This window comes from Pseudomonas sp. BMW13 (genome assembly GCF_013357275.1).
GTDB classification, from domain to species: Bacteria; Pseudomonadota; Gammaproteobacteria; order Pseudomonadales; family Pseudomonadaceae; genus Aquipseudomonas; species Aquipseudomonas khazarica.
On sequence record NZ_SUKD01000001.1, the window covers coordinates 189,791 to 215,375 of the forward strand.

A 25,585-nucleotide genomic window follows, 5' to 3' on the forward strand; every position below is an offset into this window, starting at 1 on the left:
CCCTGTGATGGGCGTTTTTGCTTCCTGTGCACGGCATGCTTCAACCAGACCCTACTTCGTGGAGCGAGAGGCCCTCATGAGCAAGACCCAAGTCGAACGCGTGGAGCTGGACCAGCTCACCTGCTGGCGCATACGGGCGCAGCGCAGCGAGCTGCTGGTTGCCCAGCAGGGCGCGCAGATTCTCAGCTACCAGCAGGATGATCAGCCCCCGCTGATCTGGCTGAGCCCCGACGCGGCCTATCGGCATGGCCAGAGCGTGCGTGGCGGCGTGCCTGTCTGCTGGCCCTGGTTCGGCGATCTGCGGCGCAACCCCGAGGCGGTGCAAGCGCACTATCAGCACGACGAGGCGCCGGCGCACGGCCTGGTCCGTGGCCTGGACTGGCAACTGCTGGGCATCGCCGAGGAGGATGGCGCGGTCAACCTGCGCTTTGCCTTCGACAGCCGCGAACAGCCGCTGCCCGGCTGGCCGCGCGATGCCGCCGTGCACTTCGACATCCGCCTGGGAGACGACCTGCAGCTGCGCCTGGAGACGCAGAACCGCAGCGACCACCCGTTGACCCTGAGCCAGGCACTGCACACCTATTTCGCCGTCAGCGACGTGCGCCAGGTTCACGTGGAAGGGCTGCAGGGATGCCGCTACATCGACACCCTGCAGGACTGGCAGGAGCTGCGCCAGGAGGCCGCGCCAGGATTCGCCGGCGAGACCGACCGCATCTACCTCGACACGCCGGCTCGCCTGAGCATCGTCGACCCGGCCTGGGGGCGGCGCATTCACCTGGACAGCACCGGGTCACGCTCGGCGGTGCTGTGGAACCCGTGGGTCGACAAGGCCAGGCGCCTGTCGCAGTTTCCCGATGAGGCCTGGCAGAACATGCTGTGCATCGAGACCGCCAACCTGCTGGAGGATGTCGTACAGCTGGAAAGCGACGAACGGCATCGATTGCAGCTACGCCTGTCCAGCGAGGCTACGGCGCCCTGACGGGCGTCGTCCCCGCCTGTCGCTCTGGCATAAAGCCAGCACTGCAAACAGTGGTCGGCATCACAAAAAGACAATATCAATAAGCCATCAAATGTGATGCGCCACTAATTTGCTAGTAAGTTATTTCCTACAACTATCGAAGAACTTATCCGTACGGCAAAACATCGATAACAACTTGTTGGAAGTGCGCGACAAATACCAGGTACTGACGTTCCGGCAATAATCCGTAAGATGTCGACGAATGTTAGGCATTTCACACTTTGGGCGGTTGCCCACCTTCGATCATGGGGCTAGGATGCCCGACTCATAAGGATCTTGCGCAATTTGTTGCACAAACAACTGCGCAAAAAGTTGCGCACTGCGGTGTTTTTGCGATGGCCGGATGGCCGTTTGCGATGCCGTGGAAGTTGCCCACTTTAATAGTCGAGTCATGGAATGACGTACTCCAGCAAGCTGACAGCGCATTATCTCGATCTGGCCAGGACGCCTATTAATGAAGGCAACTTCGCCGGCGAGGATGTGCGCTATTCCAGCGAATACGAATTGCTGGAAACCGAACTCGGCAAAGCGGCCTCCCTGCATGAAACCGGCGGCATCGACTGGCAGAAAGTGCGTGAGGGCAGCGAGAGCCTGCTGAGCACCCAGTCCAAGGACCTGCGGGCCGCCACCTGGCTGACCTGGGGGCTGTTCCAGCGTGAATCCTTCGCCGGTCTTCAGGCCGGCCTCAACCTGCTGCACTACCTCTGCGAACAGCACTGGCACGAGCTGCATCCGCGCAAGGCCCGTACCCGCACCGCCGCCATCAACTGGTTGTTGCCCCGCCTGGAACAGGCGCTGGCCGAACACGTGCCGATCAGCGAGCAGCTGCCGCTGTTCCGGCGCATCGCCGAGCACCTGCACGGGCTCGAAGCCAGCCTGTCCAGCCACCTGGGCGAGGACTCGCCCCTGCTGCTGCCGCTGTGCCGGCGCCTGGACGAGCAGATCAAGCGCGCCAGCCAGGGCCAGGCCGAGCCCGGCGCGGTGGGAGCGGCGATTGCGCAGGTCAAGCAGGTCGCGACCCAGATCATCACCGGCACTGGCCCGATCGAGAGCGAGAAGGATGCGCACAAGGCCCTGCGCACCCAGCAGGACGCGGCTCGGCCATTGTGCAGCTGGTGGCTGAAGAACAAGGCCACCGACCTCAAGCCGCTGCGCCTGTCACGCACCCTGCTCTGGCTGCCCATCGAGTCGCTGCCGGAGCGCAACGCTGAACAGATCACCGCCCTGCGTGGCCTGCCGGCCGACAAGCTGGCGTCCTATAAGGAGCGCTTCGCCCAGGGCGCCTATGCCGACCTGCTGGCCGACCTCGAGGCCAGCATCGCGCGTGCGCCGTTCTGGCTCGATGGTCAGCGCCTGGTCTGGGAGTGCCTGCAGGAACTCAAGTCCGAGCAGGCCGTGCGCGAGGTGGAGATCCAGCTGGCGCTGTTCCTGCAGCGCGTGCCCGGTCTCGACGAACTGCGCTTCCACGACGGCGTGCCGTTCGCCGACGCCGAGACCCGTGCCTGGATCGGCGCTCACGTGCTGCCGCACCTGCAGGCCCCGGAAGTCGAGAAGAAGCCCAGCGCCACTGAGCAAGGCGCCACGCCGCCATGGGAAGAGGCCCTGCAGCAGGTGTTGCCTGGCCTGCGCAAGGACGGCCTGAAGCCCGCCGTGCAGCAGCTCAAGCAGGGCATGTCGCGCGCCCGTGGCGGCCGCGAGCGCTTCTTCTGGCAACTGACCCTGGCCCGTCTGTGCTTCGCGGCGAAGAAGTACGACCTGGCCAAGACCCAACTCGAATCGCTCGACCAGACGCTGCAGGCCTCCGGCCTCGGCGAGTGGGAACCCGATCTCGCCCTGGACGTGCTGCGTCTGCTGCACAACTGCTGCGAGCTGCTGCCGCAGAACCATGCGGTGCGTGACAGCAAGGACGAGATCTATCGCAGGCTGTGCCACCTCGATCTCGAGGTGGTGCTGGAGTAAGGCGCCAATACGCCAATCAAGGCCTCCGGGCCATCAACGCAAAGGAGAACACCCATGGCCAAAGAAGGCTCGGTAGCCCCCAAGGAACGCATCAACGTCACTTTCAAACCCGCCACTGGCGGCGCCCAGGAAGAAATCGAACTGCCCCTGAAGCTCATGGTGCTCGGTGATTTCACCCAGCGCGCTGACGATCGCAAGATCGAAGACCGCAAGCCGATCAGCATCGACAAGAACAGCTTCGACGAAGTGCTGGCCAAGCAGGAACTGAACCTGACCTTCGCCGTACCGAACCGTCTGCAGGACGAAGAGACCGACGACGAGCTGGCCGTGCAGCTGAAGATCAACTCCATGAAGGACTTCAACCCGGCCAACCTGGTCGATCAGGTCCCGGAGCTGAAGAAGCTGATGGAACTGCGCGACGCCCTGGTCGCGCTGAAAGGCCCGCTGGGCAACGCCCCGGCCTTCCGCAAGGCCATCGAGAGCGTGCTCTCCGACGACGACTCGCGTGACCGCGTGCTCGGCGAACTGGGCCTGGCCGCCAAAGACAAGCTCGACTCCTGATACTCACTGACAAGGACGCATATTCATGAGCACGACCAGCGCAGCCGTAGAAAGCAGCCAAAGCGCCGCTGACCTCGGTATCCTCGACCGCATCATCGCTGAAACCAAGCTGACTCCGGACGACGAAGCCTACGACATCGCCAAGCGTGGCGTGTCGGCCTTCATCGAAGAGCTGCTCAAGCCGCAGAACGAAAACGAGCCGGTGAAAAAGGCCATGGTCGACCGCATGATCGCGGAGATCGACGCCAAGCTCAGCCGGCAGATGGACGAAATCCTCCACCACCAGCAGTTCCAGTCCCTGGAATCCTCCTGGCGCGGCCTCAAGCTGCTGGTGGATCGCACCAACTTCCGCGAGAACATCAAGCTGGAGATCCTCAACGCCTCCAAGCAGGATCTGCTCGATGACTTCGAAGACAGCCCGGAAATCGTTCAGTCCGGCCTGTACAAGCACATCTACACCGCCGAGTACGGCCAGTTCGGTGGCCAGCCGGTCGGCGCCCTGATCGCCAACTACTTCTTCGATCCGAGCGCCCCGGACGTCAAGACCCTGCAGTACGTCGCCTCGGTGGCCTGCATGTCCCACGCGCCGTTCATCGCTGCTGCCGGCCCGAAATTCTTCGGCCTGGAAACCTTCACCGGCCTGCCGGACCTGAAGGATCTCAAGGATCACTTCGAAGGCCCGCAGTTCACCAAGTGGCAGAGCTTCCGCGAACAGGAAGACGCCCGCTATGTCGGCCTGACCGTACCGCGCTTCCTGCTGCGCAACCCGTACGACCCGGAAGACAACCCGGTGAAGACCTTCGTCTACAAGGAAAACGTGGCCAACAGCCACGAGCACTACCTGTGGGGCAACACCGCCTACGCCTTCGCCAGCCGTCTGACCGACAGCTTCGCCAAGTTCCGCTGGTGCCCGAACATCATCGGCCCGCAGAGCGGTGGCGCGGTTGAAGACCTGCCGCTGCACCACTTCGAGAGCATGGGCGAGATCGAGACCAAGATCCCGACCGAGGTGCTGGTTTCCGACCGTCGCGAGTACGAACTGGCCGAGGAAGGCTTCATCGCCCTGACCATGCGCAAGGGCAGCGACAACGCCGCGTTCTTCTCCGCCAACTCGGCGCAGAAGCCGAAGTTCTTCGGCATCAGCGAAGAAGGCAAGACCGCCGAGCTGAACTACAAGCTGGGCACCCAGCTGCCGTACATGTTCATCATCAACCGTCTGGCCCACTACCTGAAAGTGCTGCAGCGCGAGCAGATCGGCGCCTGGAAAGAGCGCACCGACCTCGAGCTGGAACTGAACAAGTGGATCCGCCAGTACGTGGCCGACCAGGAGAACCCGAGCGCCGAAGTGCGTAGCCGTCGTCCGCTGCGTGCCGCCCAGGTCATCGTCAGCGATGTCGAAGGCGAGCCGGGCTGGTACCGCGTCGGCCTGAACGTGCGTCCGCACTTCAAGTACATGGGTGCCGACTTCACCCTGTCGCTGGTCGGCAAGCTGGACAAGGAGTAAGCATCGATGGCCTACGGCAGCCTGTTCGAGCGCCTCGGTGGCGAGGCCGGCCAACGTGCCGGCTGGAGCCGCGAGGTCGCCGCCATGGCCTCGGTGGCTGCCCATCTGGCCAAGATGCTCAGCACCCGTGCGGGCAGCGTGCAGACGCTGCCCGACTACGGGTTGCCCGATTTGAACGATATGCGCCTGTCGCTGCACGACTCGTTGCAGCAGGCGCGTATCGCCATCGAACGCTTCATCGAAGCGTACGAACCGAGACTGTCCCAGGTGCGCGTGATTTCCCTGCCGCGCACGCACGATCCGCTGCGTCAGGCCTTCGCCATCGACGCGATGCTGGAGATGGACGGTATCAAGCGTCAGGTCAGTTTCTCCGCGAGCCTGGATGGCAGCGGTCAGGTCAACGTCAACCCAGGAGCCTCACATGTCCGGTAAACCCGCCGCTCGCCTGAGTGATCCCACCGCATGCCCGATCCCGGGCCACGGCACCAACCCGATCGCCGCCGGTTCGCCCGACGTGCTGTTCGACGCCCTGCCCGCCGCGCGCATGGGCGATGCCTCCGCCTGTGGCGGCGCCATGGCCGGCGCGGTGATTCCCACCGTGCTGATCAACGGCAAGCCGGCGGCGGTGGTCGGTAGCGTCGGTAGCCATGGCAATACCGTGGTTGCAGGCTCCGGCACCGTGTTGATCGGTGCGAGTGGCGGTGGGGCAGCGTTTTCTGGGATATCACCGCTAGCAATAACGGGGGCCTTTGACGAGCAGTTCCGTGTTCTGAGTGACTCTGGAGAGCCTCTAGCGGGCATTCCCTATCACATCCGTGATGCGAAAGGACGTATTTACAAAGGATTCACTGACGAGTCCGGAAAAACGCCTCGCATCTTCACCGCTGGTAAGCAAGAACTCCAAGTTTCAGTAGGTGTGCATGCGTTGGAATTGTGGGGGCAGGCATGAGTCAGTTCCAGTGCACGGCGGAAACGAGCCAACAAGCTGGTTCGTTGCAGGACTTGCCAGGATATCTGATGCCGGCGCGTGCATTTTTCTTCGTGATTGTCGAAGAGCCTGGAAGAGACGGTTTTCTCGTGCGAAAGATCTACGCGTCGAGCAAAAGCCCTTATCTATCAAACATGCAACTTTCTCCTCTGCAAATGCTTTCGGAAACTCACCCCGAGCGTTACGGGCTATTACCTAAAAGCCCTGGATCCTCTGTGAGCGTTGCGGAGCATGTGATGGGCAAGAACCAGTCGTCCTTCATTTCGACCAGTTCTATCTTTCCGGAAGGTTCTCCCCGTTTTGAAGGGCGCAGCATTTTCATCGATGTGCAGAAGATTCAGCAGGCTGGGGCTCGCCTTGTAACCACGGACGAGATTCTGCGAGATCTGGCTCAGTACAAGGCACAGCATCCCCACCTGGCTAAGCGTATCGATCAGATAGCGTCCTATGTTCGCGACATTGACAAAGAAGTATTAATCGAAGGGAAAAGGGTTCCAGCTAGTGCCGTGTTCACCCCCAATTCATTGAGCGCCACACAGGGGCTCGTGCGGACGGCCCGTGTTGTCCAGGTTCTGGGAATCGCTTTGACGGCCTATGACCTTACAACTGCCACTCAAGAGTCCATCCGAGTTGGGAATGCCAAACCAATCAGCGCCGAGCTGGTACGCCAGGCAGGTGGCTGGGGGGCTGCGTGGGCGGGCTTCAAGGTTGGAGGTTTGGCTGGGGCAGCACTGGGTGTGGAAACAGGCCCGGGGCTGATTGCTACGGGTTTGGTCGGTGGAATTATTTTCGGCACCGCAGGCTACTTTGGTGCCGATTGGGTCGCTGATCATATCTACGAGAACTAAGCATGAACCTTTTCGCATTCTTTCGTAGGAAGACGTCGGCTGAGCAAGCACGGAATCAAGAAGTCCGTGCCGAACTAAAGCCACTGCTGTCTCTCTACCCTCTGCGTGACGTCTTCATTCCGGAGGCTCAAGGTCATTACCCGAGAGTTGTCTCTTTGGTGGCCAATGGTTTGGGTGCCTATCTGGTGAGTGCGCATGTGACCGCCGAGGTGGTCTCACGGTTGGAGCAGCGAATTGCAGAGCTTGGTTTCCTGGCGCGGGTTCAGAGCGGTGCTTTCCAAACCTATCGTCGAGGTCAGGAAGCAGTATCCCTGCAAACCGAGTCCATCGGTGAAGGAACCACGCTTCTGCTGGTGAGCAACAGCGCTGACCTGCTCCAAGCGTTGCCCGATTTGTCTCCTCCTGCCCCATGGCAGGTCTTTCCCAATATCGACGCAAGCGGGCTGGGCAGCCTGCAAGGCAGCCTCGATTACTGGTGGCAGCACTACTGGTGGCCTTACTGGCAGTCCCTGACTCAGGAACAGCGCAGTGACTGGTTGCACAACCCCGCTCACCCTGAAGCCTGGCGTGAGTATGTGCAGTTGCAGGACGCCTTTGCCGGCAATGACCTGGAGTCGTCTGTCTGATGTCTTTCCATCATGGCTATCAGGGCGACTTTGCGCCTCAGGGAACACTGGGCTTCAGCGTGGCGCTCGCTGCGTTCTCTGCACTCGGTGCCTGTGTTCCCTACCCGCACTCGGTGACCCGGAACGCTGCCATCGAGGGCCGTGTGCTGTCTGCCGAGACAGGGTTGGGCGTGGCGGGCGCCACGCTCGAGCTGCAGGTTCGCAGTGACGCGTCGTGGGTATCCGAAACCCTCAGCGATTCCGCTGGGCGCTTCGCCTTTGCCGAGCGACGCGACCATCGCCTGATGGCCCGGCTGGCCGATGCGCCACGCTGCCTGACCGCGCTCTCGGTCAGTGCCCCGGGTTATCACACGCGTCGCTGCGGCTGGATCAGCCTGCAGGGATGCTCGTCAGAACCGATGAAGCTGCCACGGCTGCTGCTGCAGCCGGAACACCTCGCAGAGCGCGAAGAAGAGATGCCGGACAGCCTCTGGCAATGCACCGAATCGGCCATGGAGAAGGCCCGCTAATGTCTTTCAACCATTACTACCAAAGCGAACTCACGGCCCTGCGCCAACTGGGTAAGCGCTTCGCCGAGCGCAGCCCGGCGCTGGCGCCGTTCCTTGGCCAGGCGGGGCGCGATCCGGACGTCGAGCGCCTGCTGGAGGGCTTCGCCTTCCTCACCGGGCGCCTGCGGCAGAAGCTCGATGACGAGCTGCCGGAGCTGACTCACTCGCTGATGCACCTGCTGTGGCCGAACTACATGCGCCCGCTGCCGGCCTTCAGCATGCTGCAGTTCGATCCGCTGACCCGGCCCGGCCCGGCGCTGCCGGTCAATCGCGGTACGCCGGTGGAGGCCAAGGCCATCGAGGGCGTTACCTGCCGCTTCCGCACGTGCTTCCCCACCGAGGTGCTGCCGCTGTCGCTGAACGGCCTGGATTACTCGGTCAAGGGCGATGGTGCGCTGCTCAGCCTGCGCCTGGGCATGACCGCCGATGGTCATATCGGCGAGATCGGCCTGAACAAGCTGCGCCTGCACCTGGCCGGCGAGCGATACATCGGCCAGATGCTCTACCTGGCGCTGCTGCGCAACCTCGGTGGCATCCAGGTGGTGCCCCTCGATGCCGCAGGCAAGCCGCTGCTGGATGCCTTCGGCCAGGCCCTCGGCACCCTCCAGCTCAAGCCCGAGCTGGTGCAGCCGGTAGGTTTCGCCGAAGACGAGGCGCTGATTCCCTACCCGCTCAACACCTTCCGCGGCTACCGCTACCTGCAGGAGTACTTCGCCTTCCAGGAGAAGTTCCTGTTCGTCGACCTGCTCGGCCTGGATGCCGTCAACAGCCTGCCCGAGGACCTGCTCAAGCAGGCGCGCGGCCTGGAGCTGCGCTTCGATATCCACAAGGCCGGCGTGCAGCGTATTCGCCCGACCCTGGAAAACGTCCGCCTGTACTGCACGCCGGTGGTCAACCTGTTCCAGCACGACGCCATTCCCATCCGCCTCGACGGCAAGCAGGACCAGTACCTGCTGCTGCCCGCCGAGTTCGATGCACAGCACTGCGGTGTGTTCTCGGTCGACCGTGTCACCGGCTGGAAGCCGGGCGGCATGGGCTACGAGGAGTACGTGCCGTTCGAGTCGTTCGAGCACGACCCCAGCTTCGACGTGCCGATGGCGCGCCCGCACTACAGCGTGCGCCAGCAGCCGTCGATGCTCGGTGATGGCCTGGAGACCTGGCTTAGTTTCGGCCTGCGCAACCTGGACCGCCACGAGACGCTGTCCATCGAGCTGACCTGCACCAACCAGAACCTGCCGCGTCAGCTGAGCCTAGGCGACATCTGCCTGCCCAGCGAGGACACCCCGGACTTCCTCAGTTTCCGCAACATCAGCGCGGTCACGCCGTGCTACGCGCCACCGCTGCATCGCGACTTCCTCTGGAAGCTGATTTCCAACATGTCGCTGAACTACCTGTCGCTGGCCAACGTCGAGGCGCTCAAGGTGATCCTCGAGACCTACGACCTGCCGCGCTACTACGACCAGCATGCCGAGCGGGTCAGCAAGCGCCTGCTGGGCGGCCTGAAGAAGATCGGCCACCGCCATGTCGACCGCCTGCACCGTGGCCTGCCAGTGCGCGGGGTGCGCACCGAGCTGGTGATGAACCCGGAGGGCTACCTGGGCGAAGGCGACCTGTTCCTCTTCGCTTCGGTACTCAATGAATTTTTCGCGCTGTACGCCAGCCTCAACTCGTATCACGAGCTGCAGGTACAGAGCACACAGGGAGAGTTGTACAAATGGACGCCACGTATGGGGCAGCAGCCCCTACTCTGAATCGGTTCAGCCGAGGCATCCGCGAGTACAGCCTGTTCCAGGCCGTGCAGCTGGTGCTGGAGCGCCTCGGGGCCGCCCATCCGCATCTGGATGAAGAGCGCCTGTACGAGTACCTGGAATTCCAGGCCAACCCGAGCCTGGGCTTTCCGGGCAGCGATATCGATCGCGTGCAGTTCTTCGAGGAGCACGGTGAGCTGCGGGCGCGCATGCGCGTCAACCTGGTCGGCCTGTTCGGTGGCGGCTCGCCGCTGCCGGCGTTCTACAGCGAGCAGGCCCTGGGGGACAGCGAGGACGGCAACCCGACGCGCGACTTCCTCGACCTGTTCAATAACCGCCTGCAACGCCTGTTGCTGCCGATCTGGCGCAAGTACCGCTATCGCGCCTGCTTCCAGAGCGGTGCGCTGGATGCGTTCTCGGCGCACCTGTTCGCCCTGATCGGGCTGGGCAGCGAGCAGATTCGCCAGGCCCAGGAGCTGAACTGGAAGCGCCTGCTGCCCTACCTCGGCCTGCTCAGCCTGCGCGCCCACTCCGCAGCGCTGATCGAGTCGGTGCTGCGTTACTACTTCAAGCATGCCGAGCTGTTCATCGAGCAGTGCCTGGAGCGCCAGGTGGTGGTGCTGGAGGAGCAGCGCAATCGCCTCGGCCGCGCCAACAGCCTGCTGGGCGAGGACACCGTGCTCGGTGAGCGCGTGCGCGACCGTGGCGGCAAGTTCCGCATCCACGTGCGCCAGCTGGGCTGGACACGCTTTCACGAATTCCTGCCGATCGGCACGGGGTACCAGCCGCTGTGCGCGCTGGTGCGTTTCACCCTGCGCGATCCGCTGGATTACGACATCCGCCTGGAGCTGCGTCAGGACGAAATCCGCGACCTGCGCATCGGCGAAGGCAACCCCTGCCTGCTGGGCTGGACCACCTGGCTCGGTCGTGAGAACGCCGACGGCCTGGTGACGCTCGGCAGCAAGATTCATTAAGGACAGATGAAATGATCAACGTCGATCTGCAACAACTGGTTCAAGCCCTGGACGCCGCGAGCAAGCGCGATCTGGAGATGGCCGCCGAGCGCTGCGTGGTGCGTGGCGGCAACAAGATCCTCGTCGAAGACCTGCTGCTGGGCCTGCTGGAGCGCCCGGAGAGTCTGCTGGCGCGTGCCCTGCAGGATGCCGAGCTGGACGCCGGTGAACTGGCTCAGGCGCTGCAGCCGCGCGGCGAGCACAGCGAGTCGCGCAACCCGGTATTCAGCGCCGAACTGGTGCAGTGGCTGCAGGATGCACTGCTGGTGGCCAACCTGGAGCTGGGCGCCAGCCAGATCGACCAGGCGGCGCTGATTCTCGCCCTGCTGCGCAATCCCATGCGTTATGCCGGCAGCCGTTACCAGGCCCTGCTCGGCAAGCTCAACGCCGAGCGGCTGCGTGACTTCGCCCTCAGCCAGCAGCCGCAGAGCGCAGGCGGCAAGCCGGCCGCGCCTGGCGAGTCGAACCTGGCGCGCTTCACCCACAACTTCACCCAGCAGGCCCGTGACGGCAAGCTCGACCCGGTGCTGTGCCGTGACGGCGCGATCCGCCAGATGGTCGATATCCTCGCCCGTCGCCGCAAGAACAACCCGATCGTGGTGGGTGAGGCCGGCGTCGGCAAAACCGCCATCGTCGAAGGCCTGGCCCTGCGCATCGCCACCGGCGAGGTGCCGCAGGTGCTCAAGGGCGTCGAGCTGCTGTGCCTGGACCTCGGCCTGCTGCAGGCCGGTGCCAGCGTCAAGGGCGAGTTCGAACGTCGTCTGCAGGGCGTGATCGATGAAGTGAAGGCCTCGCCCAAGCCGATCATCCTGTTCATCGACGAAGCCCACACCCTGATCGGTGCCGGTGGCCAGGCGGGCAGCGGCGATGCCGCCAACCTGCTCAAGCCGGCCCTGGCCCGTGGCGAGCTGCGCACCATCGCCGCCACCACCTGGAGCGAATACAAGAAGTACTTCGAGAAGGACCCGGCCCTGGCCCGCCGCTTCCAGCCGGTGCAGCTGCACGAGCCGACCGTGGAGGAGGCAGTGACCATCCTGCGCGGCCTGGCGCCGGTGTACGAGAAGAGCCACGGCATCTACCTGCGCGACGATGCGGTGGTTGCTGCCGCCGAACTGTCGGCGCGCTACCTGGCCGGCCGCCAACTGCCGGACAAGGCCGTGGACGTGCTCGACACCGCCTGCGCCCGTGTACGCATCAGCCTGGCGGCGGCCCCCGAAGCGCTGGAGCGCCTGCGTGGCGAGATCGCCGAGGGCGAGCGTCAGAGCGAGGCCATGCGCCGTGACCTGGACGCGGGCCTGAACATCGACGGCGAAGCGCTGGATACCCTGGAGAGTCGTCTGGTTGCCGCGCGCGCCGAGCTGGAACAGGTGGAAACGCGCTGGAGCGTGCAGCGTGAGCTGGCCGAGCGCCTGCTGGAGCAGCGCAAGCAATGCGCCGCCGCCCGCCTGGCCGGCGACGAGGCACTCAGCGACGAGTCGGCTGAAGCGCCGCGTGCGAGCCTGGAAGAACTGGAAGAGCAACTGCGCGCCATTCAGGTCGAACTGGCCAGCGCCCAGGCCGGCGAGCGCCTGGTCAGCTTCGAGGTCTGCCCGCGTCTGGTGGCGGAAGTGATCAGCCACTGGACCGGGGTGCCGCTGAGCCAGCTGGCCCGTGAGCACAATACCAAGGTCATCACCTTCGCCGACGACCTGCGCCAGCGCGTGCGCGGCCAGGAGCAGGCGATCCAGGCGCTGGACAAGGCCATGCGCGCCACCGCCGCCGGCCTGAACAAGCCCGATGCGCCGGTGGGCGTGTTCCTTCTGGTCGGCCCCAGTGGTGTCGGCAAGACCGAGACCGCGCTGGCCCTGGCCGACCTGCTGTACGGCGGCGAGCGCTTCCTTACCGTGATCAACATGTCCGAGTTCCAGGAGAAGCACACCGTTTCGCGTCTGATCGGCGCACCGCCCGGCTACGTTGGCTATGGCGAGGGCGGCATGCTCACCGAGGCGGTGCGGCAGAAGCCCTACTCGGTGATTCTCCTCGACGAAGTGGAGAAGGCCGATCCGGACGTGATGAACGTCTTCTACCAGATCTTCGACAAGGGCGTGGCCAACGACGGCGAAGGCCGCGAGATCAACTTCCGCAACACCCTGATCCTGATGACCAGCAACCTGGCCAGCGAGCGCATCGCCAGCCTCTGCGCCGGCGGTGAGCGTCCGGCGGCCGAGGACCTGGAGCTGGCCATTCGTCCGCAGCTCAGCCAGCACTTCAAGCCGGCGCTGCTCGGGCGCATGCGCGTGGTGCCCTACTACCCCATGGACGGCGACCTGCTGCGCCAGCTGGTCGGTCTCAAGCTGGCCCGTTTCGGCGAGCGCCTGGCGCGTCGCCAGCTCGCGTTCAGCCACTGCGACGGTCTGGTCGAGCACCTGGCCGAGCGGTGCACCCATGGCGACAGCGGTGCCCGCCTGATCGATCACCTGATCGACCAGCACCTGCAGCCGCTGGTGGTCGACCGCCTGCTCGACGCCATGGCCGCAGGGGAGACCCTGCAACGTGTGCACGCCACGCTGGACGCCGATTCGGCCGTGACCTGCGAGTTCGTCTGAGGTGCCGCCGATGTTCGCCGAAGTCCCGCAACCCCTGCGCTACGCCGAGGCCCTGCTCGGCCGCTATGCCGAGCTGGCTGGAGCGGCCAGTGCCGAGAGCCTGCTCGCCGGCCTGGTGCGCGCGGCAGCGGAGCTGGCCGACTGCGCGTTGGGGCAGCTCTACCTGCTGGACCACACCAATACCCGGCTGGCGCTGACGGCCGAGTGGCTCGATGGCGTGCTGCAACCGCGTGAGGCGGCCAGCCTGCCCAGCGACTACGACGGCGAGCAGTTGCTGCAGTACTGCCTGTGCCAGAACCAGGTGCTGTGCATCACCGAACTGGACAGCGCGCTGCATTCCATCGCCTGCCTGCCGGAGACCAACCGTGCCTGGCGCAGCCTGCTGTGCCTGCCGCTGCATGACGGCGCCGGTCACGTCCGTGGCCTGCTGCTGGTCGCCAGCCACGAGCGGCGCATCCTGCAGGGCTTCGCCAGTTCCTTCGCCCAGCTGGGTGGCTTCGCCCTGGCTCAGTTGCACCTGCTGCAGCGCCTGCGTGCGCCGACGGCCGACGGCGAGGCGCTGGCCGCGCCCGCGGCCTCCGCTCCCGGTACGCCCTGCGCCAGTGGCTATGGCCTGCTCGGCCAGAGCCAGGCCATGCGCCGCGTCTACCAGTTGATCGGCAAGGTGCTGCACAGCCCGGTCAGCGTCCTGCTCACCGGCGAGACCGGCACCGGCAAGGAACTGGTCGCCCGCGCCATCCACGATTGCGGGGCGCGGCGAAGCAAGGCGTTCATCGTGCAGAACTGCGCGGCGTTGCCGGAGAACCTGCTGGAAAGCGAGCTGTTCGGCTATCGCAAGGGCGCCTTCACCGGCGCCGACCGTGACAAGCCGGGCCTGTTCGATGCAGCCGACGGCGGCACTTTGTTCCTCGATGAGATCGGCGACATGCCGCTGGCGCTGCAGGCCAAGCTGCTGCGCGTGCTGCAGGAAGGCGAAGTGCGCCCCCTGGGCAGCAGCGAAACGCACAAGGTGGATGTGCGCATCGTCGCCGCCACCCATCAGGAGCTGCGCAAACGCGTCGAGGACGGCCGCTTCCGCGAGGACCTGTTCTATCGCCTGTCGCACTTCCCCATCGAGCTGCCGCCGCTGCGTGAGCGCGACGAGGACATCTTGCTGCTGGCACGCCACTTCGCCAGCACGGCCAGCGGCCTGCTGCAGCGTGATGCCTGCCGCTGGAGCGACGCCGCGCTGGGGCACCTGGCCGGCTACGGCTTCCCGGGCAACGTGCGTGAGCTGAAGGGCCTGGTCGAGCGCGCGGTGCTGCTCTGCGAAGGCGGAGAGCTGCTGCCCGAGCACTTCAACCTCGAACAGATGCAGAGCACGGGCAACGAGCCGCTGAGTCTGCGCGAGCGCATGGACCGTCTCGAGCGCAACCTGCTGCTCGACTGCCTGCGCAAGAACCGCGGCAACCAGACCAACGCCGCCAACGAACTGGGTCTGCCCCGGCGCACCCTCCTGTACCGCATGAATCGGCTGAAGATCAGCCCGAGCGAGGTCTGAGCATGCTCGCCCGTTTCTTATCCACTTACCTCCTAGGAGCGCATTCCATGTTGCATCGCTATCGCGCCGCCGCCCTGCTGGCGCTGGCCATCGTTCTGGCCGGCTGCTCCGGCAACTACAAGTTCAGCGACGATCAATACCGCCCGCTGGGCGATCCGCAAGCCGAGAAACGCGGCCACTGACCGCAAGGAGTAGGTTCACCATGGAACTGGTATTCGATGTGGTCAGCGCACAGCAGTTCGTGCCAGGTCTATTGACCACCAAGACCTTCAAGCAGGCCGGCGGGGTGATTGGCCGCGCTGAGGAGTGCGACTGGGTGATCCCGGATCGCAAGCGCGTGCTGTCCAGCCGTCATGCGGAAGTCAGCTACCGTGATGGCGCCTTCTACCTGACCGACACCAGCAGCAACGGCATCGCCCTCAAGGACAGCGGCGCCAGTCTCGGCAAGGGGCGGCCGCAGCGTATCGAGCACGGCAGCGTCTACTGCCTGGGCGACTTCGAGATCCGCGCCCGGCTGATTCAGGACCCGGCGATGTTCGAGGGCGATATCGGCCTGCCGCAGGCCGCCGGCAGCATCATTCCCGACGACGCCTTTCTCGACCTCGACCCGCTGACCGCCCTGGATCAGCAGGAGCGCGTTTACGCCGAGGTGGATGACCTGACCGCCGTATTGCGGCCCGACACCGCCCATGCGCAGCAGCGCGACTACGCGCAGATCGACGAGGAAAACCTGCTGGTTCCCGAGCTGGTCGTGCCGCAGTCCGCGCCGCAACTGAAGCCTGCGCCGGAGCCCGAGCGCCTGCCGCCGAGCTTCTGGGAGAAATTCTCCGACGCGCTCGGGGTTCGCCTCGACGACCTCGACGAAGACGCACGTCAGGCCCTGGCGCTGAATGCCGCCCGGCTGCTCAAGCAGAGCGTCGGCAGCCTGCAGCAGGCGTTGCGTACGCGCAGCGAGCTGAAGAACGAACTGCGTCTGGCCCTGACCACGGTGCAGAGTGCCGGCAACAACCCGCTCAAGCACGGCCTGGACAGCAGCGAGACGCTGGGCGCCCTGCTGCGTGGCGGCAAGGCCGGGCAACTGCCCGCGGAGCAGGCCATCAGCCGCAGCTTCCGTGACCTGCAGGCACACCAGGTGGCGCTGCTCGCCGCCAGCCGTGCGGCGGTCAAAGGCATGCTGGAGCAGTTCGACCCCGAGCAACTGACCCTGCGCTTCGAGCGCAGCGGACGCAAGCCGCTGCTGGCCACCGACGGCAGCCGCTGGCGTGCCTACCGTCGTCTGCATGCCTCGCTGGAGCAGAACGACGACTGGAGCGATCGCCTGTTCGCCCGCGACTTCGCCAATGCCTACGAAGAACAGGTCCGCCTGATCGCCACCCTCAATACCGACCTTCAAGGATGATGCCCATGCCTCGCCTGTTTTCTCTGGCGCTGTGCGCCCTGTTGCTGACCCTGAGCGGCTGCTCCGCCCTGTCGCCCTACTCGCACATGACCAAGCTGGACCTGAGCCTGGCCGGCAGCGATCAGCTCAACCCCGACCTCAATGGTCGTCCGTCGCCGATCGTGGTGCGCCTGATGGAGCTCAAGCACCCGGTCGCCTTCGAGAACGCCGATTTCTTCTCCCTCTACCAGCGTCCCAAGGAGGCCCTGGCCCCGGACCTGGTGGCCCAGGAAGAGCTGGAGCTGCGCCCGGGTGAAACCCGTGAGCTGAAGCTCTCGGTGCAGGAAGGCAGCCGTTACGTCGGCGTGCTCGCCGCCTACCGCGACCTGCCGGAAGCCAGCTGGCGGTTCGTGATCGACATCGACGAGCAGGAGCGCAACGCGGCGAACCTGCGCCTCGACGAGCGCGGCATCCGCAACCTCGACGACGAGCAGGAGCAGAGTCGATGAGCCAGCACAAAGTCATCTGGCAGGAAGGCATGCTGCTGCGCCCGCAGCACTTCCAGCAGAACGATCGCTACTTCGATCAGCAGCTCAAGCTGCGTACGCAGAAACTGGCCAGCTACGCCTGGGGGTTCTTCGAGCTGGAGATCGACCGCCAGTTCCTCAACATGGGCAAGCTGGTGGTGAGCAAGGCCAGCGGCGTGCTGCCTGACGGCAGCCTCTTCGACCTCGGTGCCGAGCGCGAGCCGCTGGGCCTGGATGTGCCGCCGAATACCGGCAATACCCCGGTCTACCTGGCGCTGCCGTTGGTCACGGGCAACCATATCGAGAGCCGCCGTTCCGAACAGCAGGACGTGCTGGCCCGCTACATCGCCTTCGACGAGGAAGTGACCGACTCCAACGCCGGTGACAGCAGCGTCAGCCAGGTCAGCACCGGCCGCCCGGATTTCCGCCTGCTGCTCGGCGAGCAGCAGAGCGATCAGGGCTATGTGCGGATCAAGCTGTGCGACGTGCTCGACACCACGCCTGACGGGGTGATCAGCCTCGATCCGGAATTCAGCCCGACCTACGTCAACTTCCAGGCCTCCGGCTACCTGCTGAGCTGCCTCAAGGAAGTGATCAGCATGCTGGCGCACCGCGGCGACATCCTCGCCGAGCGTATCCGCGCCACGGGCAAGGTGGGCGGCGCCGAGGTCGGCGACTTCATGATGCTGCAGCTGATCAACCGCTACGAGCCGATCCTGCGCCACCACTTGGGGGTCGAGCAGGTCCACCCGGAGCAGATCTACCGTGAACTGGTCGGGCTGCTCGGCGAGCTGGCCACCTTCTCCAGCGAGACCAAGCGTCCGCGCCTGGAGGGCCGCTACCTGCACAGCGACCAGGGCATGAGCTTCCGCAAACTGATGGACGCCATCCGCCAGGTGCTGTCGATGGTGCTCGAACAGCACGCCATCGAGCTGCTGCTGCAGCAGCGCCAGTACGGTATCCAGGTCTCGCCGCTGCACGACCACAAGCTGCTCGGCACCTCCAGCTTCGTGCTGGCCGCCAGCGCCCAGTGCGATTCCGAAGAGCTGCGTCAGCGCCTGCCGGCCCACCTCAAGGTCGGCCCGGTCGAGCGTATCCGCCAGCTGGTCAACCTGCACCTGCCGGGGATCAAGGTCAAACCGCTGCCGGTGGCGCCGCGCCAGATTCCCTTCCACTCGGGCAAGACCTACTTCGCCTTGGAGCTCAGCTCCGAGGAACTGGCGCAGCTGGAACGCTCCGGCGGCTTCGCCTTCCACGTGTCCGGCGAATTCTCCGGGCTTGAGCTGAAATTCTGGGCGATCAGGAACTGACCATGACAACCAAGGAAATGGAATACGGCCAGGATGACAAGACCGTCATCCTCAACCGCCAGGGTGAAGCCCGCGCCGAAAGCCCGCTGACCGACTTCAGCGCGCCGCCGAAATTCGAACAGCTGGAAGAGCGCATGATCTTCGCCGCGCGCCTGCGCCCGGCGGAGAGCTTCAATATCAGCCTCAACCCGCTGGTGGCGGCGGCCTCCTCGCTGCTTTCCGAGGTGGTGCGCCTCAAGCACAGCTTCGAAAGCGAGGACCTGGACGCTCTCAACCAGCGCCTGACCCGTGAGATCAAGGTGTTCGAGCACCGGGCGCTGCACGATGGCGCCGAGAGCAGCCAGGTGATGGCCGCGCGCTACGTGCTGTGCACCGTGGTCGACGAGGCCGTGGTGACCACGCCCTGGGGCAACGAGAGCGAATGGTCGCAGATGAGCCTGCTGTCCTCGTTCCACAACGAGACCTTCGGTGGCGAGAAGTTCTTCCAGCTGCTCGAGCGTCTGTCGCGCAACCCGGTCAAGCACCTGCCGATGCTGGAGCTGATGTACCTGTGCCTGTCGCTCGGCTTCGAGGGCAAGTACCGCGTGCTGCAGCGCGGCATGCTCGAACTGGAGGCCGTGCGCGACAGCCTCTACCGGCAGATCCGCCAGCTGCGGGGCGACGTCCCGCGTGAAGTCTCGCCGCACTGGCAGGGGCTCAAGGACACCCGTCGGCGCCTGGTGCGCATCGTGCCGTGGTGGCTGGTGGCGCTGTTCACCCTGATGTGCCTGGTGATGATGTACGCCGGTTTCGCCTGGGTACTCGGCGAGCAGCGCGACACCGTCCTCAAGCCGTATCAGCAACTCGACCCGGCCTCGGGTGTCAGCATGGATGACGTGAAATGAAGAGCTTCTTCGCCAAACTTGGCGCCTTTTTCCGCAAGACCTGGGTCTGGAGCCTGCTCCTGGTCCTGATTCTCGCGCTGCTGGTGTGGTTCGTCGGGCCGTTGCTGGCCGTCAACGACTACAAGTTCTGGGAGTCCGCCACCAGCCGCCTGCTGACCATCAGCCTGCTGTTCCTGCTCTGGGGCCTGGCCATGGTGTTCGCCAGCTGGCGCGCCACCGCACGCAAGAAGGCCGCCGAGAACGATGCCGATGCCCAGGAGCGCATGCGCCGGGAAGAGCAGATCAACGAGGAACAGGCCGAGCTGCGTCACCGCTTCAAGGACGCCCTGCGCACCCTCAAGCGTTCCAGCCTGTATCGCGGGCGCAGCGAGAAGTGGCGCAACGACCTGCCCTGGTACCTGATCCTCGGTCCGCAGGGCAGCGGCAAGACCAGCCTGCTGGACTTCTCCGGCCTGGATTTCCCGCTCAATCGCGGTGAAAACCAGCGCCTGACCAAGGACGTTTCCGGTACCCGCTACGCCGACTGGTATTTCGCCGATCACGCCGTGCTGATCGACACCGCCGGCCGCTACCTGACCCAACCCGATGCGCAGATCGATGGCCGTGCCTGGGGCACCCTGCTCGGTCTGCTGCGCCAGCGCCGCGCGCGTCCGCTCAACGGCGTGCTGGTGAGCATTCCCGTCGAGCAGCTGCAAGGCGGCAGCGAGGTGGAGCTGGAAACCCTGGCCCGCCAGACCCGCCAGCGCCTGCAGGAGATCCATCAGCGCCTGGGCGCCGACGTGCCGGTCTATCTGGTGCTCAACAAGGCCGACAAGATTCTCGGCTTCGACGAGTTCTTCGACCAGCTGTCGCGCGAGGAAAGCGAGCAGGTACTGGGCGCCAGCTTCCGCAAGGAGCAGAACGCCACCGACGTGGCCGTGGTGCGCCAGGAGTTCGAAGAACTGCTGCGCCGCCTGAACAGCCAGGTAATCCTGCGCATGCACCAGGAGCGCGACACCCAGCGCCGTGGCCGCATCCTCGACTTCCCGCACCAGCTCGGCCAGATCGGCGAGCGTCTGTGCCTGTTCGTCGAGCTGGCCTTTGCCGGCAACCGCTACCAGCGGGCCAGCAAGCTGCGCGGCTTCTACCTGACCAGTGCGCCGCAGCTCAACGAGCAGCTCGATCCGCTGACCGCCGGCATCGGCCGCAACCTCGGTCTGGCGGGCAGCGCGCTGCCGACCTTCCGCAGTGGTCGGGCGCGTTTCATCCATCACCTGCTCAGCCGGGTGATCTTCCCCGAGGCCGACCTGGCCAGCCTGGACCAGAAGGAAGTGCGCCGTATCGACTGGGGCCAGCGTGCGATGTACGCCACCGCTTTCGCGGTGCTGGCGCTGTTCGGCGTGCTCTGGGCCACGGGTTTCTCGGCCAACCACGGACGCCTGGAAGAACTGCGCGAGATCGCCCAGAAGCTGACCCGCGAGCATGATGCGGTCAATCCTCAGGACGACGCCCTGCAGGTCCTCAAGGCACTGGACAGCAGCTACGCCGCGACCCAGGTATTCCCGCCCAAGGGTGACGTTTCCTACCTGCAGCGTACCGGCCTGTTCCAGGGTGAGGCGGTCAATCCGCCCGTGTACTCGACCTACCGTGCCGAACTGGAAAACCTGCTGCTGCCGCGCGTTGCCCGTCAGCTGGAGGCGCAGATTCGTGCCAACCTCAGCGACCGCGAGCGCCTGCTCGGCAGCCTGCGTGCCTACCTGATGCTCAACCTGGAAGAGCGTCGCGACGCCGACTTCCTCAAGGAGTGGGTGGCCGCCGACTGGTCGCTGCGCTACACCGGCAACAGCCCGGCGCAGCATGGCCTGAACACGCACTTCGCCCGTCTGCTGGACGAGTCGTTCGCGCCTTACGCGCTCAACGCCCAGCTGGTCGCCCAGGCGCGCCAGGTGCTGCGCAGCGAGTCGCTGGCCAACGTGGTCTATCGCATGCTGCGTGAACAGGCGCGCAGCCTGCCCGACTATCGTCTGAGCCAGAAGCTTGGCCCGCAGGCGGCCCTGATCGTGGGCAGCGACTACGCCATCCCCGGCTTCTACACCCAGACCGGCTACAGCAAGACCTTCACCGCCCAGGGCGCCAACCTGGTGCGCGAGATCCTGCGTGACAACTGGGTGCTGGGCGAGGGTGAAACCCTCAGCGCCGCCGACCTCAGCCGCCTGATGGTCGAGCTGGAGCAGCTGTACTTCCGCGACTACGGCAACTACTGGGGTGAGGCCATCGCCCAGCTCAGCCTGGAGCCGATCGGCAGCGCCGGTCGTGGCGCCGCGTTGCTGGGCGGCCTGACGGCAGCCAATTCGCCGCTGCTGCAAATGCTCGTCGAGGTGCGTGACAACACCCGCTTCAAGGGGCTTGCCGAGGCTGCCGATGACGCCGGCGCTGCCGCCGACGCGCTGGAAGGCGCCAAGGGCAAGGTGGGCAAGGCCGCCAAGCTGGCCAGTGCCGCCGCCGAGCAGGCGCAGCAGGCTCTGGCCAAGAACACCCCGGATACCGCGCGCAAGACCCTGGAGCGCCGTTTCGAGAGTCTGCACAAGCTGCTCGACGAGAACGGTGGCGCGGGTGTCGATCTGGCCGCTGGCCTGCAGGCGCTGGATGACCTGCAGCGTCAGCTGGCCAGCCTGGCCAATGCCGGTGCCAGCGACCAGGCCGCGTTCGAGATGGCCAAGGCACGCATGGGCGGCAAGCGCGACGCCATCAACCAGGTGCGCAGCGCCGCGGCACGCCTGCCGCAGCCGGTGGGCAACTGGCTGGCGCTGCTGGCCGAGGACAGCTGGAGCCTGGTGTTGAACGACGCCTACCAGTTCCTCAACCAGCGCTATCAGAGCGAGCTGTACGCGGCCTACGACAACTCGTTGAAGCAGCGCTACCCGTTCAGTGCGCACAGCGAGAGCGACGTGGCGGTGGCCGACTTCCGCGAGTTCTTCAAGGCCCAGGGCATTGCCGAGCGCTTCTTCGACAGCTACCTGCGGCCGTTCGTCAGCGGCAGCGCCGACCAGTATCGCCTGCGTCGCGTCGACGGCCGTGGCCTGCCGCTGTCGCGTGAGTTCCTGCTGCAGATGAGCCGTGCCCAGGTGATCCGCCGCAGCTTCTTCGCCGAGAACCCGGCCGAGCCGCAGGTGCTGTTCAAACTCGAGCCCTACTCGCTGGACTCCAGCCTGAGCCGCGCCGACTTCCGCTTCGGCAACCAGCAGATGGAGTATCGCCATGGCCCGATCGTCGCGACGGCCTTCCGCTGGCCGGCGGCAAGCGACGAGGACCGTACCAGCCTGGTGGTCGAGGAGCTTGGCGGTCGCCGTGTCGGCATCGAGAAGAACACCGGCCCCTGGTCGCTGTTCCGCCTGCTCGACCTGATGGACGTGGATTACCACAGCGGCCGTGACGTGCTGATCCTCAAGGCCAACCTCGGCGGTCTGCACGCCAACTACCTGCTGCACAGCCAGCGCTCGCCGAACCCGTTCGACATCGGCCTGCTGCGCAGCTTCAAGTTGCCGGCGACACTCTGATGAGTGAAGTCGCCAACGCCTGGCGCAGCGCTGCGCGCACTGACACCGGCAAGGTGCGGGCGCGCAACGAGGATGCCTTCCTGGCCCTGCCCGAGCAGGGCCTCTGGGTGGTGGCCGACGGTATGGGAGGGCACCAGAACGGCGCCCTGGCCAGCCGTCTGATCGTCGAGCAACTGGCCGAGATACCGGAAGGTGACCTGACGCAGCGCCTGGCGCAGCTGCGCCAGAGTCTGCACCGGCTCAACCACCGTCTCGGCCAGGAGCTGACGGTGACTGCCGAGCGCCCGGACACGGTGATCGGCAGTACCGTGGTCGCCCTGTTGCTGGAGGGCGAGCGCGCCGCCTGCGTCTGGGCGGGTGACAGTCGCTGCTACCTGTGGCGCGGCTCGCGGCTGTATCAGCTGAGCCGGGATCACTCGCTGGAGCAGCAACTGATCGACGAGCAGGGCATGACCCCGCAGGAAGCCGCGCGCCATCCGGCGGCTCATGCATTGACGCGTGCCATCGGCGCCTGCGAGACGTTGCAGCTGGATATCCTCGAGCTCGACGTATTGCCGGGCGATGTCTTCCTGCTGTGCAGCGACGGGCTCTATCAGGGCCTCTCTGCCGACGAGCTGGGCGCCTGCCTGAACCTGCCTTCGCCACACCTGGCCGTGGAGCGACTGTTCCAGCGCGTGCTCGACGGCCCGGCCCGTGACAACCTCAGCGCCGTGGTGATTCGCCGATGACCGAAGCCGCCGAAGCCAGTGACCTCACCTACTTTGCCCTGGCCGCTACCGCAGCCAGCCCGCCCGTGCGCGAAACGCCGCGTCAGGCGCCGGGCGAGCTGCCGGACGTGCTCGGCGGCCGGTACAAGATCGAACGCCTGCTCGGCGTGGGCGGCATGGGCGCGGTGTACCGTGCCCGCGACCTGTTGCGCGAGCAGTTCGGCGACCCCGAACCCTATGTCGCGCTGAAGACCCTCAGCGACGACTTCGCCGAGTACCCGGATGCCAATGCCCTGCTCTACAGCGAGTTCGCCCTCACCTCGCGGCTCAACCACCAGCATGTGGTGCGGCTGTTCGGCTTCGAGGTGGATACGACGTGCGAGCGCGCCTTCATCACGCTGGAGCTGATGCGCGGTCTGACCCTGGATCAGCTGCTCTGCGAGCGTCCCGAGGGCCTGCCCTGGGACGAGTTGCGCAGCATCGCCATCGCCCTGCTCGATGCGCTCGCCTACTCCCATGAACTGGGCGTGCTGCACGGCGACCTGAAACCCAGCAATGTGATGTTGGCCGAAGACGGTCTGCGGCTGTTCGACTATGGTCTGGGGCAGCCCGTGGAGGGCCTGTTGCCGGGCCTGCCGCGCTTGTGCCGAAACCGCATCGCCGCCTGGACGCCACGCTACGCCGCCCTGGAACTGCTCGAGGGCGCCGCCCTGTCGGCGGCTGCGGATGTCTATGCGGTGGCCTGCGTCCTGGTCGAGCTGGCCTGCGGGCAACACCCGTTCCGTCGCCTCAGCGCCAAGCAGGCCAAGAGCATGGAACTGGACAAGCAACTGCAACGACCGGCGCAGGTACCGCTGCATTGCTGGCAGGCCCTGCGTACCGCACTGGCCTTCGACGAAGGCCAGCGGCAGATAGGTTGCAGCGAGCTGCTGGAGGCATTTCGCCGGCCGCCGGCGTCGCGCCTGCAACGCTGGCTGGGCAGAGCATGACAGGCTGTTGAAAAGGACTCACTCGAAAGGATACGTATATGTTCAACCCGGCCAACGAAACCCATTTCAGCCTGAACATCGAAGGCGTCGAGCATGACCTGCAGGTGCTCGAGTTCAGTGGCCGCGAGGCCATCAGCCAGCCCTATCGCTTCGATGTGGAGCTGATCAGCGAACGCCCGGACATCGATCTGGAAAGCCTGCTGCACCAGCGTGCCTTTCTCGCTTTCAGCCCGAACGGCGAGGGTATTCACGGCCTCATCCACCGTGTCGAGCAGGGCGAGTCCGGCAAGCGCATGACCCGCTACCGACTGGCCATCGTGCCGCAGCTCAGTTACCTGGCGCACCGCACCAACCAGCGTATCTTCCAGCACCTGACGGTGCCGCAGATCGTTGCCCAGGTGCTCGAAGAGCACGGCATCGTGGAAGGTGGCTACCAGTTCCAGCTCGGTCCGACCGTCTACCCCGAGCGCGACTACTGCGTGCAGTACGACGAGAGCGACCTGCACTTCGTCCAGCGCCTGTGCGAAGAGGAAGGTATTCACTATCACTTCCAGCACAGCGAAAGCGGCCACGTGCTGACCTTTGGCGATGATCAGACGGCATTCGCCAAGCTGGGCCGACCGACGCCCTACATCCAGGACAGCGGCATGACCGCCGACGACCCGGTGATCAAGCGCCTGGCCCTGCGCCTGGAGACCCGGACCCGCAGCACCACGCGGCGCGACTATGATTTCGAGCAGCCACGCCTGTTGCTCGAGGCGACCTACCAGGGCGAGCAGGCCGGTGAGAACGACGGCCTGCCGGATCTGGAAGACTACGATTACCCCGGTCGCTACACCGACCGAGCGCGCGGCAAGCACCTGGCCAAGCGCGCTCTGGAGCGTCACCGCGCGGACTACCAGCAATTGCAAGGCAATAGCGACGAACCGCGCCTGGTCAGCGGCCACCTGCTGGAAATCTCCGAACACCCACGCAGCGAGTGGAACGACCTCTGGCTGCTCACCGAAGTGCTGCACGAAGGCAAGCAGCCCCAAGTGCTGGAGGAGTCCATCACCAGTGATTCGGTGCTGGGCAAGGGCCTCTCCAGACTGCTGCGTGGCGTGACTGGCGAAGCGGACTCCAGCGAGGGTGCTGACTTCCACCAGGGCTACCGCAACCGTTTCCTCGCCACGCCCTGGGATGTGCCCTATCGCCCGCCACTCGAGCATCCCAAACCCAAGGTGCTGGGTAGCCAGACGGCCGTCGTCACCGGCCCGGCCGGCGAAGAGATCCACTGCGACGAATACGGCCGGGTGAAGGTGCAGTTCTTCTGGGAC

General features: G+C 65.3%; 22 protein-coding genes. All 22 read left to right on the forward strand.

What is annotated here, in order from left to right:
- The first annotated feature begins 76 nt into the window (after window positions 1-76).
- On the forward strand, window positions 77-979 hold the full coding sequence (locus tag E4487_RS00885) for a D-hexose-6-phosphate mutarotase (protein WP_152487493.1): 903 nt from the start codon (window positions 77-79) through the stop codon (window positions 977-979).
- Window positions 980-1,414: 435 nt separating this feature from the next.
- On the forward strand, window positions 1,415-2,977 hold the full coding sequence (gene tssA / locus E4487_RS00890; RefSeq protein WP_134676666.1) for a type VI secretion system protein TssA: 1,563 nt from the start codon (window positions 1,415-1,417) through the stop codon (window positions 2,975-2,977).
- Between the two features lie 54 nt (window positions 2,978-3,031).
- Window positions 3,032-3,538, forward strand: coding sequence for a type VI secretion system contractile sheath small subunit (gene tssB, locus E4487_RS00895; protein ID WP_037052146.1), 507 nt, complete (start codon window positions 3,032-3,034; stop codon window positions 3,536-3,538).
- Window positions 3,539-3,563: 25 nt separating this feature from the next.
- Window positions 3,564-5,042 (forward strand): type VI secretion system contractile sheath large subunit, encoded by a 1,479-nt coding sequence (gene tssC / locus E4487_RS00900; RefSeq protein WP_037052143.1) that lies wholly within the window; start codon window positions 3,564-3,566, stop codon window positions 5,040-5,042.
- A 6-nt stretch (window positions 5,043-5,048) separates the two neighbouring features.
- Entirely contained in the window at window positions 5,049-5,474 is a 426-nt protein-coding gene (gene tssE, locus E4487_RS00905) for a type VI secretion system baseplate subunit TssE (RefSeq protein ID WP_037052140.1), read from the forward strand.
- Window positions 5,464-5,991, forward strand: coding sequence for a PAAR domain-containing protein (locus E4487_RS00910; RefSeq protein WP_037052137.1), 528 nt, complete (start codon window positions 5,464-5,466; stop codon window positions 5,989-5,991). The genes tssE and E4487_RS00910 overlap by 11 nt, the downstream gene beginning before the upstream one ends.
- Window positions 5,988-6,878, forward strand: a complete 891-nt coding sequence (locus E4487_RS00915; RefSeq protein ID WP_175252535.1) for a glycine zipper family protein — start codon at window positions 5,988-5,990, stop codon at window positions 6,876-6,878. Before E4487_RS00910 ends, E4487_RS00915 begins: the two co-directional genes overlap by 4 nt.
- A gap of 2 nt (window positions 6,879-6,880) precedes the next feature.
- Window positions 6,881-7,504, forward strand: a complete 624-nt coding sequence (locus tag E4487_RS00920; protein WP_175252536.1) for a hypothetical protein — start codon at window positions 6,881-6,883, stop codon at window positions 7,502-7,504.
- Window positions 7,504-8,013 carry a carboxypeptidase-like regulatory domain-containing protein gene (locus tag E4487_RS00925; RefSeq protein WP_175252537.1) on the forward strand — a complete coding sequence of 170 codons (510 nt, stop codon included), beginning with the start codon at window positions 7,504-7,506 and terminating at the stop codon, window positions 8,011-8,013. Before E4487_RS00920 ends, E4487_RS00925 begins: the two co-directional genes overlap by 1 nt.
- Window positions 8,013-9,803 carry a type VI secretion system baseplate subunit TssF gene (tssF, locus tag E4487_RS00930; protein ID WP_134676672.1) on the forward strand — a complete coding sequence of 597 codons (1,791 nt, stop codon included), beginning with the start codon at window positions 8,013-8,015 and terminating at the stop codon, window positions 9,801-9,803. The genes E4487_RS00925 and tssF overlap by 1 nt, the downstream gene beginning before the upstream one ends.
- Window positions 9,767-10,774: a type VI secretion system baseplate subunit TssG gene (gene tssG, locus E4487_RS00935; protein ID WP_037052128.1), complete on the forward strand. Its 1,008-nt coding sequence runs from the start codon at window positions 9,767-9,769 to the stop codon at window positions 10,772-10,774. Before tssF ends, tssG begins: the two co-directional genes overlap by 37 nt.
- A gap of 11 nt (window positions 10,775-10,785) precedes the next feature.
- A complete protein-coding gene (tssH, locus tag E4487_RS00940) occupies window positions 10,786-13,398 on the forward strand; it encodes a type VI secretion system ATPase TssH (RefSeq protein ID WP_175252538.1) in 2,613 nt (870 codons plus the stop codon).
- A gap of 10 nt (window positions 13,399-13,408) precedes the next feature.
- The gene (locus tag E4487_RS00945; protein WP_175252539.1) at window positions 13,409-14,938 is read left to right on the forward strand and encodes a sigma 54-interacting transcriptional regulator; all 1,530 of its coding nucleotides are present in this window, start codon (window positions 13,409-13,411) and stop codon (window positions 14,936-14,938) included.
- A 47-nt stretch (window positions 14,939-14,985) separates the two neighbouring features.
- Complete coding sequence (locus tag E4487_RS00950; protein WP_037052120.1) at window positions 14,986-15,120, forward strand: hypothetical protein; 135 nt, start codon at window positions 14,986-14,988, stop codon at window positions 15,118-15,120.
- A gap of 20 nt (window positions 15,121-15,140) precedes the next feature.
- A complete protein-coding gene (gene tagH, locus E4487_RS00955; RefSeq protein ID WP_175252540.1) occupies window positions 15,141-16,337 on the forward strand; it encodes a type VI secretion system-associated FHA domain protein TagH in 1,197 nt (398 codons plus the stop codon).
- Between the two features lie 5 nt (window positions 16,338-16,342).
- Complete coding sequence (tssJ, locus tag E4487_RS00960; protein WP_037052114.1) at window positions 16,343-16,825, forward strand: type VI secretion system lipoprotein TssJ; 483 nt, start codon at window positions 16,343-16,345, stop codon at window positions 16,823-16,825.
- Window positions 16,822-18,153 carry a type VI secretion system baseplate subunit TssK gene (tssK, locus tag E4487_RS00965; RefSeq protein WP_037052112.1) on the forward strand — a complete coding sequence of 444 codons (1,332 nt, stop codon included), beginning with the start codon at window positions 16,822-16,824 and terminating at the stop codon, window positions 18,151-18,153. Before tssJ ends, tssK begins: the two co-directional genes overlap by 4 nt.
- A 2-nt stretch (window positions 18,154-18,155) precedes the next feature.
- A complete protein-coding gene (icmH, locus tag E4487_RS00970; RefSeq protein ID WP_037052109.1) occupies window positions 18,156-19,037 on the forward strand; it encodes a type IVB secretion system protein IcmH/DotU in 882 nt (293 codons plus the stop codon).
- Window positions 19,034-22,573, forward strand: coding sequence for a type VI secretion system membrane subunit TssM (tssM, locus tag E4487_RS00975; protein ID WP_037052107.1), 3,540 nt, complete (start codon window positions 19,034-19,036; stop codon window positions 22,571-22,573). Before icmH ends, tssM begins: the two co-directional genes overlap by 4 nt.
- Window positions 22,573-23,301 carry a PP2C family serine/threonine-protein phosphatase gene (locus E4487_RS00980; protein WP_037052104.1) on the forward strand — a complete coding sequence of 243 codons (729 nt, stop codon included), beginning with the start codon at window positions 22,573-22,575 and terminating at the stop codon, window positions 23,299-23,301. Before tssM ends, E4487_RS00980 begins: the two co-directional genes overlap by 1 nt.
- Window positions 23,298-24,269, forward strand: coding sequence for a serine/threonine-protein kinase (locus E4487_RS00985; RefSeq protein WP_134676676.1), 972 nt, complete (start codon window positions 23,298-23,300; stop codon window positions 24,267-24,269). Before E4487_RS00980 ends, E4487_RS00985 begins: the two co-directional genes overlap by 4 nt.
- A 38-nt stretch (window positions 24,270-24,307) precedes the next feature.
- Window positions 24,308-25,585: type VI secretion system tip protein TssI/VgrG (gene tssI, locus E4487_RS00990; protein ID WP_175252541.1), on the forward strand; the 1,278-nt coding region annotated here is incomplete at its 3' end.